Source organism: Desemzia sp. C1, from assembly GCF_020882875.1.
Lineage (GTDB): Bacteria > Bacillota > Bacilli > Lactobacillales > Carnobacteriaceae > Desemzia > Desemzia incerta.
In genome coordinates, this window is the sequence record NZ_JAJIZP010000003.1 from 803,415 (window position 1) to 818,933 (window position 15,519).

Genomic DNA, 15,519 nt, shown 5'->3' on the forward strand with positions numbered 1-15,519 from the left:
CTGAAATTCCCATAGTTATCCTTCACTAATTAGTTTAATAAAAATTTTCATCCTATACCACCGATAGTCATTATAAATAATTTGCGATATGTTATTTTTTATAACTTTTTAACTTTCAAACACAAATATATATACAAAACAAACTTATTTTGTGAGGTTTTCCATCTTTAAAAACGTAGTTTTAATCCTTTGTCTTAATCACATGCTAAAAGAAGGTACACTAAAAAACTATCAATTCGAGATTTTTTTGACGTATGGTGTAAGTTCATTATGCTACTTTACTTTGATTACTCCGATGGAGTTCTGCTTTTTTCTTGCCAGCATCATAAAAAAACTTGTGGTCACGTACAAAGACATTTTATTTAACCCCCGAATATTAAATTCATAGCCATAATCACAATCTAATCGACCATTTACGCGTTCAACAGCTGTTCGTTTGTTGTGTAGTCTTTTGAACTTCATTGAATCTCGTGCCACTTAGTTAAACACTCGGGGATTCGTGTCCCTTTTAATGGCTACTTTTTGAATACCTACCCCGTCTTTTTTGTGCTCTTTTGTTGGACGATTGGCATAAGATTCGATGATTTTACCGTCTAGAACGAGGTTTTCCCCAAAATTGGGCAAAGTCTCTTTAAGCTCTTCTCGTAACTCCTCAAATATGTTTACTAAGAATTCCATATGGTTTTCCAATCGCTGTTTAAAGCGAGTAAAAACAGATTTATCCGGAGCCAATTATTTCGTTCCATCTTTTTTAACTTTCGGTTCGATGCGACACGCCTGACGCAAATATGGATGGCGTTTTAGTTCATTAATTAGGAATTGGTTCGTCGGACTTTTCTCTTTTTTTAAAAAAATACCAAAAAATAAGCTTTTTCAGAACATCGACGGATAGAAATTCCATTGTAGAGGGTTTCTATCCGCTGATTTCATTTTTATTACAAATTTGAGCCTTACAGGCTCAAGGGGTAAACATTCTAAATAACAGGTCTTCTTTGCCTATTATCGCTGTTATTACATTTTCTGATTATAAAAGTGGCAGGACTAACGCAATTGCCCCAATAATAATCGCTGTCCAGTTGAGTCCTTTCTGTGGGGAAAATAACCCGATGATTCCTAGAACGACTGCAGCTACTCCCATCCATACCGGTTGCCAAAAGAAAGCGATTATCCCTACAAGAATTCCAATCCATCCTAACCATTGCCCAGTTGTATTACTCATGATTTATCTTCTCCTTAGGCATATTTTTTAATTATTTATTTAATCGAGAAACATATTCTGTTAAACGCACCAAATTAGAAACAAAACCATATTCGTTATCGTACCAAGCAACTGTTTTAACCAATTGTCCCCCATTTGCATCTAATACTTCTGTTAACGTTGCATCAAAAACGGATCCATGTGTATCCCCCACGACATCGGAGGAAACAATTTCATCCTCAGTGTACCCATATGAATCATTCGCGGCTGCCTTCATCACTTCGTTAATCTGATCAACGGTTACCTCTCTATCCAAAACCGAGAACAGTTCTACAAAGCCCGCAGTAATGACAGGAACCCGTGTGGTGGTACCCGTAATGATCCCTTTAACCTCTGGAATGACTTTTCCTAATGCGTTGGCAGCGCCAGTCGTAACAGGAATGACATTTTGAGCACCTGCGCGACTTTTACGTCCCCCGGAAGCATCTTGCATGTTTTGTGTCGCTGTATAGGCACGCGATCCTGACATCAGGCCTCGTTTAATCCCAAACTCGTCCACTAATATTTTTGTCATTAAGGCTAAACCATTTGTCGTACAGGAAGCGGCGGAAATAATTTTGTCACTTGGACTCAAAATCTCTTGGTTGACACCAAAGACAACGACTTTCGTTTCTTCATCTTTAGTTGGTGCTGAAATAATTACTTTTTTAGCTCCAGCGTCTATGTGTGCCTGTGCTTTTTCATTAGTTGTGTAGAAGCCTGTACAGTCCAAAACGATATCAATGTCCAAATCGGACCATGGTAGTTTTTTGGCATCCTTTTCTTCGAATGTTTTAACTTCTTTGCCATCAACCAGAATTGAATCGCCTCTTACCTCGATATCATAAGGGAAAATCCCATATGCAGTATCGTATTTTAAAGAGTAGGCTAAATCCTCATTATTTGTTAAATCATTTACTGCAACAACCTGTAGTTCTGAGTCCCTCAACTCTTTAATACGGCGAAATGCTAAGCGTCCAATACGACCAAACCCATTAATAGCTATTTTAGTAGTCATTATATTCCTCCATTTAATTTTTTAATTTTGTACTATTTTTCTTGATGAATATGTGCTGGTTATCCTTAATTAGCAGCCAAAGTTTAACATTAACCCCCCCTCTACGTCTACTCATGTAAACTATAAGCTGACTTGAGTTTACATTAGTAAATGATGGTTGTCAAGAGTATTTTTAAAATAGTTTTTTTCGTGATCTTACTCTTACAAGTCTTCGAGATTCTTAAAATATCTGATAGAAGTTATATAAATGAACAAGTGAATTATAATAATTCCTTCTGATATTGTTATTGATATATATTTTAATTTAACAAGGAACATAAAATCCCTATACATGTAAAGAACAGTTATAAAATGTAGGAAAATGACAATGTAAAATTGTTGGTTTTCCTACATTTTTTATATACTCTTCTTATCCCCTATAGAATTGGAGTGGAATAGGAATGAGAAGAGATATCAGAGAAGGAGTGAAAAAACATATGATTGATGGCATAAAGCCCAATTATACTGCGTTAGCGGAACAATACGGATGTGACTATCGTACGGTTAAAGCAGCGTATGAAGAAGCGTTACAAGGTAATAAACCTAAAACAAGGAGGACATATCCGAGTAAATTAGATTCATTCAAACAAATCATAGATATTAAGTTAGAAGATCAATGTACCGCTAAAAGTATCTTCAAATTCATACAAAAGAAAGGGTTCGATGGGAGTTACAGTCTTGTTAGAGACTATTGCCGTGAAGTGAAAAAAGAACGGATACAGAAAGCAACGGTACGCGTCGAATATACGCCTGGTCTTTCAGCACAAATCGATTGGAAAGAAGAAATGCGACTGATAAGCAGTCAGGGAGAAGTCTTCCGCTTTAATATTTTCCTTTATATATTGCCCTACTCAAAGAAGAAATTTATTACGCTTACCTTTGATCGTAAACAAGATACATTGTTTGAGTGCATGAATGATGCCTTTTATCACACCGGTGGTGTTCCAGAAGAAATATGGTTCGATAATATGAAAACTGTCGTCGACCGGTCACGAACTCAATTCTCTCAGGTTCATTTAAACGATCGCTTCTATTCTTTTAGTAAAGATGCAGGGTTCAGAACAATGGTCTGTCGTCCTTTTCGCCCCCAAACAAAAGGCAGCGTAGAAGCTCTCGCCAGAACAATGGACCGGTTACGGGTTTACAATCATGAATTTTATGATTCGACAGACCTCATTCGAATCGTTGACGAACTTTGTGATGAATTAAATTCGGAAGTGTCTCAAGCAACGGACGAGATTCCTGATATACTTTGGAAAATTAATGAAAAAGAGCACCTCCATAAGCTAAAAGATGACTTGTTAAATCCTTATTTTGAAGACTCTATTCGCCGTAAAGTCACAAAGGAAGCAATGGTCATTTTCCGCAAATGTAGGTACTCTGTAGACCCTCGTTATATCGGAAAAGAAGTTGACTTGGATCTTTCCGAAAACGAAGAGTACGTGCACATTTATTATAACGGAGAACAGATTCGTTCGCACCCACTTACCACAAAAAGATTGAACTATAACCAAGAAGATTTGGTTCAGATACTTAAATCAGATGTCATGAGCCACAAAGAAGAAGATGACATCCAAGAACATATTAAACGAAGTTTAAAGCAATATGATTTACTGGAGGTGCCTTCGAATGAGCAGCAACTATCAAAAGCTATTAAATAATCTAGAGGCCTTGAATTTAAAACATATGAGAGAATATGTGCCAAACTATATTGAAATTGCCAATCGGGATGAGCTTTCTTTAACAGAAGCTCTTCTAGAATTAACTAATCAAGAATTAGACTTTCAAACGAATCAGACTGTGGAACGTGTCATCCAGCGCGCACACTTTCCCAAACGGACATCACTTGAAGAATTTGATTTCAACTTTCAACCAAGCGTTAACAAAAAAGAGATTCTAGACTTGAAACATATGGCTTTTATGGAGAAAAAAGAAAACTTAGTTTTCATTGGAAACCCTGGTGTAGGGAAAACACACCTTGTCATTGCATTAGGCATTGAAGCATGTCATCAAGGCTACCGTACGCTGTTTATCAGTTGTCATGAATTACTTTTACGTCTTCGTTCTGCCTTTGAAAAAGGGACCGTCGATCGTGTTCTGAAACGATATGCCAAATATGATCTTTTGATCATTGATGAAATAGGTTATTTACCAATTCAAAAAGTTGAAGCTAACCTCTTCTTTCAACTATTAACGATGCGTTACGAAAAAAAATCAACAATGATTACGACAAATATTATCTTATCTCGATGGGGGGAGCTATTTCAGAATTCTGAAATAGCCGCCGCCATTCTTGATCGTCTGGTTCACCATGTTAAAGTCTTCAAGATTACTGGAAAATCATATCGTATGAAAGGGAAAATATAAATGGACTTCTAAATTAGACTGTCATAAACCTACATTTTTATTCTGTCATAAACCTACAATTTTATACTGTCCTTGACAATACATAAGAAGGTATCACTAAGTCTTCTCATATACAGGGATTTTTTCTATATTTAATTGATCGCACATTTTTTGGATTATTATTCTTGACCTAGTTCCTCTTCAGTCAGCCACTTATGGTTACGAACTACTTCTCCGCCGTCGGTTGGTTGATAATCTACCATATATACAGTTGATGTAACAGCATCATCAATTGTTGCAGTTGCTCCTTCCATACCTTCCATATGGTTGGCTTCTAATGTCACTTCTTCTCCAGGTTCAAATGCGCCTTTGGTTGACTCAGAAATTTCTTCGTGGATAACCCAGCGATGATTTTCCTCTCGTTCTCCACCATTGGTTGGATTGAAAGAAACTTCATAAGCCGTCGTAGCAAATACGCCAGAAACAGTTGCTTCGGCACCTTCCATATTTTTAAAATTATATTTTCTAAATATGATGAACACTATTGAGCAATTTAATTGTTTATCGTATTTAGGAAATCAATAATTGAGAAAAAGCGGAAAAATAGAAAAAAACCTATACACACGGAAGTTATCATAGACTTCTTGTGTATAGGGATCTTTTTACTTCTTAAATTGATTGAATGTTTATTCTTCTCCGTTTTCTTCTATATCTTCAATTAATTGTTCCATCTCAGCAATTTCTTCTTCTTGGGCTTGGATAATTTCTTCGCTTAATTGCTGCACCCGTGAATCTGTGAGATTGGCATTTTCACTCGTCATAATAGCGGTAGAATGGTGTGGAATCATAGCTCTCATCCAAGCAGTATCATCTACGCCAACTTGGTTTTGAATAAGCCCAAACGATCCCACCACGAGTAAAACCGAAAGTCCCATTATGACGGTATTTAATTTTTTGTTGTCGTACATTTTCCACATAAAACCCATCATAATTATTGCCATGATAGCCCCCATTAGAATAGCCATATAAACACGGGTTTGACTCAAGTAAATATGTGCAAATTCATTAACATTCACAAACATTAGAAAGTACATCACAACAGTAGAAGTTAAAATCATTAATCCGAAACGTATATATTTATTCACAGTTAAACTTCCTTTCTTAGTAATTTTTTATTATTAAAAAATTTTAAAATCGACAAGTATTTTAATGTACCAATCGTGATTATTGAACTAATTCCTCTTCAACAAACCATTTATGATAAAGAGCGACCCCCTCCCATCTGTTGGCTGATAATCCACCATATAAATATTCGTTGTTACAGTTTAACTTCAATTGACTCAGCAATTTATCTCCTCCAATAATAAGTTTCACCTACAGATGTTTATGGCAAGATAAAAATACATAAGATTGCAGGGTGAAAGTACACAACTCTGCGGACGGCAAAATGCAATATAAAAAGCCATTGCAAGGCACCTGAAAATCCTCTAAAGTTAGAGTTCCTACACTTTAACTGGAGGTATGAAAGGTATGCTCACAATGACTGATATTAATACTATCAAAAATTTAAGGAATAATCACGATAAATCGATTGATCACATAAGAAAAGAACTTGGAGTGAATTGGCGTACAGCTAAAAAATACGCTGATGGCAATAACTTTCCAAAGAAGAAGAAAATAGAAAAAACAGGCATGATGTATGAAGAAAAATGGGGAGATATTTTAACCTTATGGCTGGACGAAGATGCCAAGTTGCCGAAGAAAAAACGACGTACTAACGTAGCTTATCACCGTGAATTGAAAGAACTTGATTTCCCGGGGTCCTATCGGACTGTTTGTGTATTTGTTCAAGACTGGCGTTCTACTCACAACGATAAAGGCGCTGTAGATAAAGGATTTGAACGTCTGGAACATCCCCCAGCAGATGCACAGCTGGACTTTGGAACGATGGAAGTCGAACATGAGGGGGCATTTAAAGATGTCAAAACCTTGGTAATGACCTTCCCGTTTAGTAATGTAGGTTTTGCGGTTGCGTTACCTGCAGAGAATCAGGAGTGTTTATTTGAAGGCATGACTCAATTGTTTCATCAAATCGGGGGTGTGCCGAAAGTCATTCGAATTGATAATATGTCAACGGCCGTAACGGAGAGAAAATCTAAATATAAACCTGCTGTACTAACTGAGGCTTATCTTCGATTCGCCACTCATTACCGTTTCAACACGCAAGTATGTAATCCGCGCAGCGGAAATGAAAAAGGAAGTGTTGAAAACAAAGTTGGGTATATACGCTATAACTTTTTCCCTACAAGCCCGTCAATGAAAGATTATGCTTCTTTAAATGAGAAATTGAGAACACAACTAATTGAAGATAGAGATCGAAATCATTATGAAAAAAATGTCTCCATCATTGAGCTATGGGAAGAAGAAAAAACTGAACTACTGGCTCTTCCGGATGTACCTTATCCCGTCTTTAAAGAGATCGAATGCAAGGCAAACAAGTATAACGAAATCAAACTCGATCAAACACTCATTCACGTGCCTAAGGCACGAAATCACACTAAGATATTTGGTGTATTAACAGCTGAGACTTACACATTCTACAGTGGATCTGGTGACATAATAGCTGAAGGTGATCGCCCTTATATGTTTAAAAAACGACCGATTGACTGGTTATCTATCTTATTAGACTGGCGTAAAAAACTCCGTTCAATGGAGTACTCACGTTACTGGAAATATTTACCGGAGCGGATCAAATTATACTTAACTCATAATGACTGGAAAGTCCAAGCTGAACGTGTCGATATCCTTATTAATTTACTCGTCACTAAAGATATGAAACAAATCAACGAAAGATTCTATGAATTAATAGGGGTCGAACCGAGTTCGGATTCTTACAATGTGGATTGGAACAGTTATGACGCATTAGGAATTTTTCCCAAGGAGGTAGTATAAGTAATGGATCAAGCTTACTTAGAAGAACTGTGTAAAAGCCTCCGGCTCTCTCATATACCAAAAGTCATTGATACGGATGGATTTGATTCTAAAGAGGACTGGTTACTTTTTCTTTTGAAAAATGAACTTCGAAGTCGTGAAGAAGCGAAAACGATACGGCTCTATAAACAATCAAAGCTGCCCTGTAGGCGGACGCTATCCACTTATGAATGGCACAACCAGATATCGCTTCCCAGTCCGACAACTAAAGAGGAACTGACTAGTCTGTCTTTTATCAAACAATGCCAAAACGCTGTTTTCGTAGGAACACCTGGTACAGGAAAAACTCACTTGGCATGTGCCTTAGGCACATTAGCTACAGAAAACGGCATAGATACACGCTTCTGGCGCGTATCTGACCTAGTCAGCGAACTAGAACGTCAATGGAAAAATAACACACTAGATGCTTTTAAAAAACGTTTTGACAAGGTTAAACTGATTATTTTAGATGAAATGGGGTATGTTCCGTTTACGAAAGAAGGAGCGGAACTTCTATTTCAGCTAATTAGTGATTGGTATGAGACGAAAAGCGTCATCATCACCAGTAATCTAGAATTTAGTCAATGGAATAAAGTGTTCATTGACGCTCGTCTGACAGCCGCATTGGTTGATCGACTGATTCACCATGCTCACATATTAAGCTTTACCGGAGAGAGTTTTCGACTAAAGAATGCACTATCCAAACACAAATAACTAAAAGAATCTTTCAGGTGCAAAATTGTGTAGTTTATCGCTGCAATGTGGAGGTGCGGACATAATCTTGGACAACTATAAGTCAGGAGAATGTCCATGTACTCTTACGAAGAAAGAATGAAAGCTGTAAAACTTTACATCAAATACGAACACTCTTTGGCGTCAGTCATTCATGAATTAGGCTATCCTTCTTCAAAAGCTTTATACAAATGGTTTAAGGAATATGAAGAGAATGGTGATCTTTCTAAGACTTCAAAAAGAAAACGTGAATTTACGCAAGAAGAAAAGCAGTTTGCTGTTAATCACTATATCGAATACGGTCGCAATTATTCTAGAACTGTTCGCATGTTGGGTTATCCAGATAGAAACATTCTTAGCGATTGGTGTAAAGAACTTGCACCTGAAGCTCGTAAAATCAGGCGAAGTAAGTTAAACTATTCTCAAGAGCAGAAAAAAGAGGCCGTTATCCATCTTGTGAGCCGAGAAACCTCTGTCCACAAAATTGCTGAGCGCCTGCAGGTCACCCGTAAAACGCTCTATGATTGGAAAGAGGAGCTCATCGGAGAGGAGCTTCCACCTAATATGACGAATATGCCTGATAGCCCTCAACTAGAAGGGTTGAAAAATGAAGTTGATGTTTTAAAACAAGAAGTTTATCGACTACGAATGGAAAAAGATATCTTGGAAAAGTCTGCCGAACTTGTAAAAAAGAATGGGGCATCAATCCAAAACATTTCTCCAACAAGGAAAAAACAAGAGTGATTGATGCATTAAAAACCTTTTATCCATTGGCACTTTTACTAGAGAATTTGGATTTAGTTAAGAGTAGTTATTATTACCACAGAAGTCAGGCTAAGCTTCCGGATAAATATGCTGATCTAAGGGTAATGCTTAAAGATATTTTTATTGAAAGTCGTCGTACGTATGGCTATCGTCGTATGCATGACGTTCTAAAAAAGCAAAATATTGTTGTTTCCGAGAAAGTTGTTAGACGGCTTATGAAGGAAGAAAAACTCATTGTTCATTCAGTAACTAAAAAGAAATATAGTTCATATGCAGGTGAAATTACTCCCGCGACACCTAACCTTATTCAACGAAATTTCAAAGCTGAAGCACCTGACAAAAAGTGGTTGACAGACATTACAGAATTTCGTATTCCCGCCGGAAAAGTCTATCTATCGCCCATTATCGATTGTTTTGACGGGGCCTTAGTTAGTTGGACTATCAGTACACAACCAAATGCGGAGCTCGTTAATAGTATGTTTGATCAGGCACTTGATACACTCGCTGATAATTCAAAGCCAATCATACACTCTGATCGCGGAGCTCACTACAGATGGCCAGGTTGGATTGAAAGGATTAAAACCAACGGTTTGACACAGTCCATGTCTAAAAAAGGATGTTCACCGGATAACTCGGCTTGCGAAGGGTTTTTCGGTAGACTTAAAAATGAGTTCTTCTATGGCTTTAAATGGGACAATATTTCAATTGACGCATTCATTGAACTACTTGATGATTACCTGCATTGGTACAATAACAAAAGAATAAAATTGTCTCTAGGCGGTCTCAGTCCGATTGATTACAGAAAGAAACTAGGTTTAATTGCTTGAAAAAGTCCAAAAAAACATCCGCACCTCCTGTTGTGTAGAAAAGTCTTGCAAAATACAACAGATATAGATATAGACTATGTTCTTAGTTTATGGCTGTCTATCTACATTGTCAAACATTTCGATTTTTTATTAATTACAAGTAAAGACTTATGTCTGTTTACCATTTTTTCAATAGTTGAGAAGCGGTTCTACAATAAAGAAGTAGACCGTCCTAGAAATTAAAAACAGAGTAATTATTCGTTAGATCGTCTTTAAATCGTTTATTAATCTCACTAAGTTTTATTTTAATTGTTTTAGAGGGCTTCTTTTACAAGTTCAGTCAAGCCCATAATCTTGTGTAAAATACTATGGATTTATTCCTCTGGAAACAATGTTGGACTGGTCTAAGAAAGAAGTGAAACTGCATGGAATTGCGCTCAAAAAAATGTGGCACACTTACGGAGAAGGAACCATTAAAAGATAAAAACGTGACATGGAGAGCCTGAATGAAATGGACAATGCCAATCCATCATTCATCAGCTCGACGATGTACTGCCCGAATTATGGAGATCTTTAAGAGAGACGGATAAAGAACAGTTCTTGACCAAGTATGGACGGAAATGGGAAAAATTCAGGAGTCCGATCCCAAAACAGACCGGACTTCAAAAAGTTCCAGATAATTCTTAATATCACTTTGTCATGAATATAGTATTCGACCCCAGTATTTAAATACGTCTCCTAAAAAAGGTCTTAGTAAGGTTTATCGGCAGAGTACATATGAAGAGTCCCTACTATTGTATTAAACTGATTTGTTTCACGGATACCTTCAAACCCTTCTTCTTGAAGCGCTTCCAAAATAATACCCGTGACATGATCTCTTGTCGTTTCAAATCCATCCAATACTTGAACAGGATAGAAGGCCAATCGCATCCAGAAACTTTGCGGCTTATCGAAGTCAAGGATATGCAAGCTTCCGCCTGGTGCCAACACCCGAAAAGCTTCTTGCAGCGTTTTATGTTTCATTTCCAACGTTAAGTGGTGAAAGAGTAGACTGGAAAAAACATGGTCGAATACAGCAGCATCGAAAGGCAAGTGGGAGGACAGTCCCTGATGGAAGGAGATATCTATATTACTATTCTGTGCCTTTTTTTGAGCCAATTTCAATACTTCAGGATCTGCATCCAACCCCATAACGGTTGCTCTCGGTTGTGTGTCTTTCAGCATTAAAGCCAGTGTCCCGGTTCCACAGCCTACATCTAAAACCCGTTGGTCAGGCAGGAGCTCTTCTTGCGCGATAAAACGGTTCTTGAATGTCTCTTCTTGCGCCCATTTCATGAGCGGATCATAGAGGACAGTTAAACAACGGAAGCGAAGTGCAGGGACCAACTTACTGGATTTTCGAGTCAATCTCTTCCTCCTCTCTAACTTTTAAATGTTTATCCATAAATATAGAAAATTTATGCGGTTGTCAAGAAGCTGAACTTCCTTTACTACGGTGGCTATACGCCTGTTTGTTCCCTTACTGACAGACTAACTTGCTCCTTGTATGGAGAGTAGACCAACTCCGATCGTTTCGGAGGGGATTTGGCTTTGAAAATAAGCGGCATACCATGAATCCTCACTCTCCCCTCCTCAACAAATATATCCTCGTTGTTGAGGATATTCCTGTACGTTCCATCTGGAATATCCACGAACATACTGGCATCAGCACCTCGTAAGCAAAAAATGCCAACCCATCTCTCTTCTCCCTTCTGGTAATATCCGTATAAACTAGCACAATCTTTGTCACCAGTTAAGTGGTAGTGTTCTGAGGAGAATGTAGGCTCTACTTTTAACTGTTCAAGTTTTTTGAACAACCAAGTTAAATCAATTCCCTCTTTTTTCTCCCATACTAAAGGGTCTTTGTTAAAAAGGCTTGTCGTATGGAGAATACCTTTTTCTTGTCCTGCTTGTATGAGTGTCATTCCCTTTTCGAAATAGAGGAATGCTGTCCAATTTAATAATGCTCTTTCACTCTTCACCAGTGTTTGGACTCGCTTTTGATCATGGTTTTCTAAAAAACGAAGCTTTATATAATTTTCTGGATACTGGACCTCTTGTCGCTGCTTAATCATTAGGAAAGACTCAAAAGAGACAATTCCGTTTAGATAGCCTTCCATCAAATAACGGCTATCATAATCATAGGTGGCATCAAAAGCAGCATAGACTTCACTATCAGAAGCAGCATAAAAACCTTCATCCCGTAATTCAAAAATATAGTCAGGATACATGGTTTCTGCAACCCAAATACATGTTGGATTAACTTCTTCGACCTCTTTACGGGCCAATAACCAAAAATCGATTGGAATCATGCTAGCACAGTCACAACGAAATCCATCCACCATAGTTGCCCAATATTTTAGAGTTTCGATTTGATAATCCCATAAACGAACATTATTGTAGTCCAAATCTATGACATCTGTCCATTCTACAAATCGGTGAGTAGGACTTCCAGTCCTATCTTGGTAGAACCATTCCGGATGTTCTTTGGCCAATAAGGAGTCAGGGGAGGTGTGATTATAGACCACATCCATTATAATTCCCATCCCTCGTTTATGGATTTCTTCAACCAAGTGTCGAAAATCTTCTTCGGTCCCCAAAGTGGGGTCAATGAATCGGTAGTCTTTAATGGCATACGGACTGCCCAGGTCCCCTTTCCGGTTTACTTCCCCAATAGGATGGATGGGCAGTAACCAAACATAATCAGTGCCCAACTCTTGAATACGATCCAAGTCATCCTCAAGCGCCTTCAATGTTCCCTCATTGGTATGGTTACGAACAAAAATACTATATAATACCTTATTGCGCAAATTGGTATCTGTATCTCTGGCCATCTTCTCTCCACCTTCTTTTATGCTAATCATCTGCTGCTTCTACTTTCTATCTATCAAAAAATCCTATCAAAGAAAAGCACACAGGCTATTCACCTATGAATTAGCCTGTGTGCTTTCTTTATTCTTATCCTTCCTCAACCGCGTTTGTTATTCTTCCATACCAGATTCTACTTCGACGCCAGCAGGTGCTAATTCACTGTCGGTCATCCACTTATGGTTTCGAACCACTTCCCCACCATCAGTTGGTTGGTAATTAATCACGTACACAGTTGTATCCTCTACCGATTCAATAATTGCAGTTGCCCCTTCCATACCAGGCATGTGATCAGCTTCCAAAGTAACTTCAGTTCCAATTTCCAGAGGCTCTTCTCCGGTGTCTGCAATTTCTTCCTGTACAACCCACTTATGGTCATAGACCGGTTCCCCACCATCGGTTGGATAGTAGGTTACAGAATACGCGTAGGTATCAAAAGCACCCACGATTTCTGCGGAAGCGCCCATCATTCCAGGCATATGGCCTTCCGTAATGACGGCTTCTTCACCAGGCTGGTACGTTGGATCCATGGCCGGCTCTATGTCGGCGGGGATAATGCCGGATTTGTATAGCTTGTTGTAATTACTGACAGCTAAACCGTGATGGTTAGTACGTCTTCCCTTATTTTGAGATGCATATTCGCTGATATGTTGACCATGCTTTTCATGATGTCTCATTTGATGTGCCTGAACAGAGGCCTCCGATTTTGCTTCTACTTGAACTGGAGTATACGCGGAGATCATCGTTAGAGAAACAAGGGAAAGTATTCCAGTTCCAATTATTTTCTTATTCATTTTTGCTTACATCCTTTCTAATTATGCTAACTTGATTAAGAGATAAGCTAAGTTAGCAAAAGCCATCCTTTTTTAGTTATTTTTGCCTTACAGAGCATACGAATTGTCGATTTGCGCGCTGAACGAAAAAATAGTACCTACTACTTTTTACTACTGGGCACCCCTCCGCTTCTATAAATCTATACTATCAAGATAACGCATCATTGTGTAGAGAATATAGAGAAAACAAAAAGTTTATACTAGTTTTTTGAAGGCTTTAATTAGTATTCCTAAGGAGGTCGGTCTTCTATACTATTTTAAAAAATAAGCCTCCCTCCTTATCCATAAAACCTACACAATTAAATGGTAAACTATATCAGATAAGAAAAACAAGGAGGAAGCACTATGAAAAAGCGGGTTATATCTATTTTTTTGGGAATTTCCTTACTCTTACTTGCCGTTGTATCTTTTCTCTTAATCCAACAAATGTCCATGCCATCAACAAATACTCGTTCTAACCAAGAAAATGGAACTCCTCAGATGGGAATGACTAACAACATGGGTATGGGTGGAGAAGTGACTACCGAGTTGGTTCCTTCTAACCAAGAGTCTAAGGAACTAGTGTTGCCTCCTGTCCTAGAAGGCAACACTTCTTCAGATGGTGGCATCTCCTATACAATTACTGCTCAAGAAGGCGACACCAAACTGAAAGAAGGCAAGCCAACCCAAACATACGGCTACAACGGTTCTTTCCTTGGTCCAGTCATTCGTATCCGCAAAAATCAAAGAGTGACTATCAGAACGGAAAACGAGTTGAATACTGCTACTTCTTTCCATTGGCATGGATTGAAAGTTCCTTCCAATGTAGATGGAGGTCCGCATACTCCTATTGAATCTGGCAAGACTGCCGAATTAGAATTTACAGTAAAGCAAGAAGCAGCTACTTTATGGTTCCATCCCCATCCTACAGGGAATGCCGGTAAGCAAGTTTATCAGGGATTGGCGGGGCTTATCTATATCGAAGACGAGAATTCCGATCATTTAGCTATCCCTAAGGAATACGGAATCAATGATTTTCCACTTATTGTCCAAGATCGTATCTTCGAGACGAATAACCAGTTCAACTATTCTACAGCTTATAGCCCTGACGGAACATTTGGGGATACACTGGTCGTGAATGGCACCCTTAACCCTTATATAGACGTTAAGAATGAGAAAGTTCGGCTGCGACTCCTCAATGGCTCTAATGCCCGTAACTACCAATTTCGTCTATCAAATGGCAACTCCTTCTATCAGATTACTTCGGATGGCGGATTTCTGAATGAACCTATTCCGATGGAAAGTTTGCAGCTTGTTCCAGGGGAACGTGCTGAAATTATTGTCGATCTCAGCAGCTACTCTATTGGAGAGAGCATCCAGCTAATGGAAGAAAATGTTTCCGTCCTGACTCTTAATGTGACCGAGGAAACAACAGAAGATATTCCTCCTTTGCCAAATACTTTGAATAGCATCTCTAGCGGAGAAGAGAAAGAAACACCAGATAAAGAAATCACGTTCAGTGGTATGGGGAACATGGTGGCGATTGACGGTAAACAGTTTGATATGGACCGAATGGATTTGCGAGCAAAGGTCGGAACAAAAGAGGTTTGGAAAATTGACAATGCTCCCGATATGATGGGAGGCATGATTCATCCCTTCCATCTTCATGGTGTCCAATTCAAAGTGCTAAACCGGAACGGAGAGATCTCTCCCGAAAATGAAAAAGGCTGGAAAGACACCATTGCTCTTTATCCTGGAGAGAGCGTTGAGATTGAAGTTGAATTTCCAGAAAAGGGAATATTCATGTACCACTGTCATATCTTGGAGCACGAAGACAATGGAATGATGGGACAAGTTTTGGTAGAATAAGATTTAGAGTGCACAGAC

Annotated in this window: 14 protein-coding genes; 6 read left to right on the forward strand and 8 right to left on the reverse strand. The window is 38.5% G+C overall.

The features are described from left to right. Positions 1-477: 477 nt before the first annotated feature. From LMF32_RS04335 to gap, 3 genes are all read right to left on the reverse strand, one after another. On the reverse strand, positions 478-732 hold the full coding sequence (locus LMF32_RS04335; protein ID WP_188204696.1) for a hypothetical protein: 255 nt from the start codon (positions 730-732) through the stop codon (positions 478-480). A 292-nt stretch (positions 733-1,024) separates the two neighbouring features. Then, complete coding sequence (locus tag LMF32_RS04340) at positions 1,025-1,219, reverse strand: DUF308 domain-containing protein (RefSeq protein WP_072695715.1); 195 nt, start codon at positions 1,217-1,219, stop codon at positions 1,025-1,027. 31 nt (positions 1,220-1,250) lie between these two features. After that, entirely contained in the window at positions 1,251-2,255 is a 1,005-nt protein-coding gene (gene gap, locus LMF32_RS04345) for a type I glyceraldehyde-3-phosphate dehydrogenase (RefSeq protein ID WP_188204697.1), read from the reverse strand. A 440-nt stretch (positions 2,256-2,695) separates the two neighbouring features. Here gap and istA (LMF32_RS04350) point away from each other — a divergent pair, with 440 nt between their 5' ends. Beyond that, entirely contained in the window at positions 2,696-3,955 is a 1,260-nt protein-coding gene (gene istA / locus LMF32_RS04350; protein ID WP_230523979.1) for an IS21 family transposase, read from the forward strand. After that, positions 3,924-4,661, forward strand: coding sequence for an IS21-like element helper ATPase IstB (gene istB / locus LMF32_RS04355; protein ID WP_047927680.1), 738 nt, complete (start codon positions 3,924-3,926; stop codon positions 4,659-4,661). The genes istA (LMF32_RS04350) and istB (LMF32_RS04355) overlap by 32 nt, the downstream gene beginning before the upstream one ends. Before the next feature lie 158 nt (positions 4,662-4,819). Here istB (LMF32_RS04355) and LMF32_RS04360 read toward each other — a convergent pair whose 3' ends face one another. Together LMF32_RS04360 and LMF32_RS04365 are read right to left on the reverse strand one after the other, a co-directional pair. Further along, on the reverse strand, positions 4,820-5,146 hold the full coding sequence (locus LMF32_RS04360) for a YdhK family protein (protein ID WP_223156051.1): 327 nt from the start codon (positions 5,144-5,146) through the stop codon (positions 4,820-4,822). Positions 5,147-5,326: 180 nt separating this feature from the next. Continuing rightward, entirely contained in the window at positions 5,327-5,785 is a 459-nt protein-coding gene (locus tag LMF32_RS04365; protein ID WP_188204698.1) for a DUF305 domain-containing protein, read from the reverse strand. A gap of 385 nt (positions 5,786-6,170) precedes the next feature. On the opposite strand from LMF32_RS04365, the gene istA (LMF32_RS04370) reads away from it, so the two are divergent. The 3 genes from istA (LMF32_RS04370) (at position 6,171) to LMF32_RS04380 (ending at position 9,934) form a co-directional block, all read left to right on the forward strand. Further along, positions 6,171-7,592 (forward strand): IS21 family transposase, encoded by a 1,422-nt coding sequence (gene istA, locus LMF32_RS04370; protein ID WP_230523980.1) that lies wholly within the window; start codon positions 6,171-6,173, stop codon positions 7,590-7,592. Between the two features lie 3 nt (positions 7,593-7,595). Further along, a complete protein-coding gene (istB, locus tag LMF32_RS04375) occupies positions 7,596-8,324 on the forward strand; it encodes an IS21-like element helper ATPase IstB (RefSeq protein ID WP_188205306.1) in 729 nt (242 codons plus the stop codon). 96 nt (positions 8,325-8,420) lie between these two features. Continuing rightward, a protein-coding gene (locus LMF32_RS04380) for an IS3 family transposase (protein ID WP_230523472.1) occupies positions 8,421-9,934 on the forward strand; the annotation gives its coding sequence in 2 pieces (ribosomal slippage) (positions 8,421-9,039 and positions 9,039-9,934; 1,515 coding nt in all). A gap of 729 nt (positions 9,935-10,663) precedes the next feature. Here LMF32_RS04380 and LMF32_RS04385 read toward each other — a convergent pair. The 3 genes from LMF32_RS04385 to LMF32_RS04395 form a co-directional block, all read right to left on the reverse strand. Next, the gene (locus tag LMF32_RS04385; RefSeq protein ID WP_230523981.1) at positions 10,664-11,320 is read right to left on the reverse strand and encodes a class I SAM-dependent methyltransferase; all 657 of its coding nucleotides are present in this window, start codon (positions 11,318-11,320) and stop codon (positions 10,664-10,666) included. A gap of 92 nt (positions 11,321-11,412) precedes the next feature. Continuing rightward, positions 11,413-12,786: an alpha-amylase family glycosyl hydrolase gene (locus LMF32_RS04390; RefSeq protein ID WP_230523982.1), complete on the reverse strand. Its 1,374-nt coding sequence runs from the start codon at positions 12,784-12,786 to the stop codon at positions 11,413-11,415. A gap of 147 nt (positions 12,787-12,933) precedes the next feature. Continuing rightward, the gene (locus LMF32_RS04395; protein WP_230523983.1) at positions 12,934-13,350 is read right to left on the reverse strand and encodes a YdhK family protein; all 417 of its coding nucleotides are present in this window, start codon (positions 13,348-13,350) and stop codon (positions 12,934-12,936) included. A 648-nt stretch (positions 13,351-13,998) separates the two neighbouring features. Here LMF32_RS04395 and LMF32_RS04400 point away from each other — a divergent pair. Next, positions 13,999-15,501 (forward strand): multicopper oxidase domain-containing protein, encoded by a 1,503-nt coding sequence (locus LMF32_RS04400; RefSeq protein ID WP_230523984.1) that lies wholly within the window; start codon positions 13,999-14,001, stop codon positions 15,499-15,501. Positions 15,502-15,519: the final 18 nt, after the last annotated feature.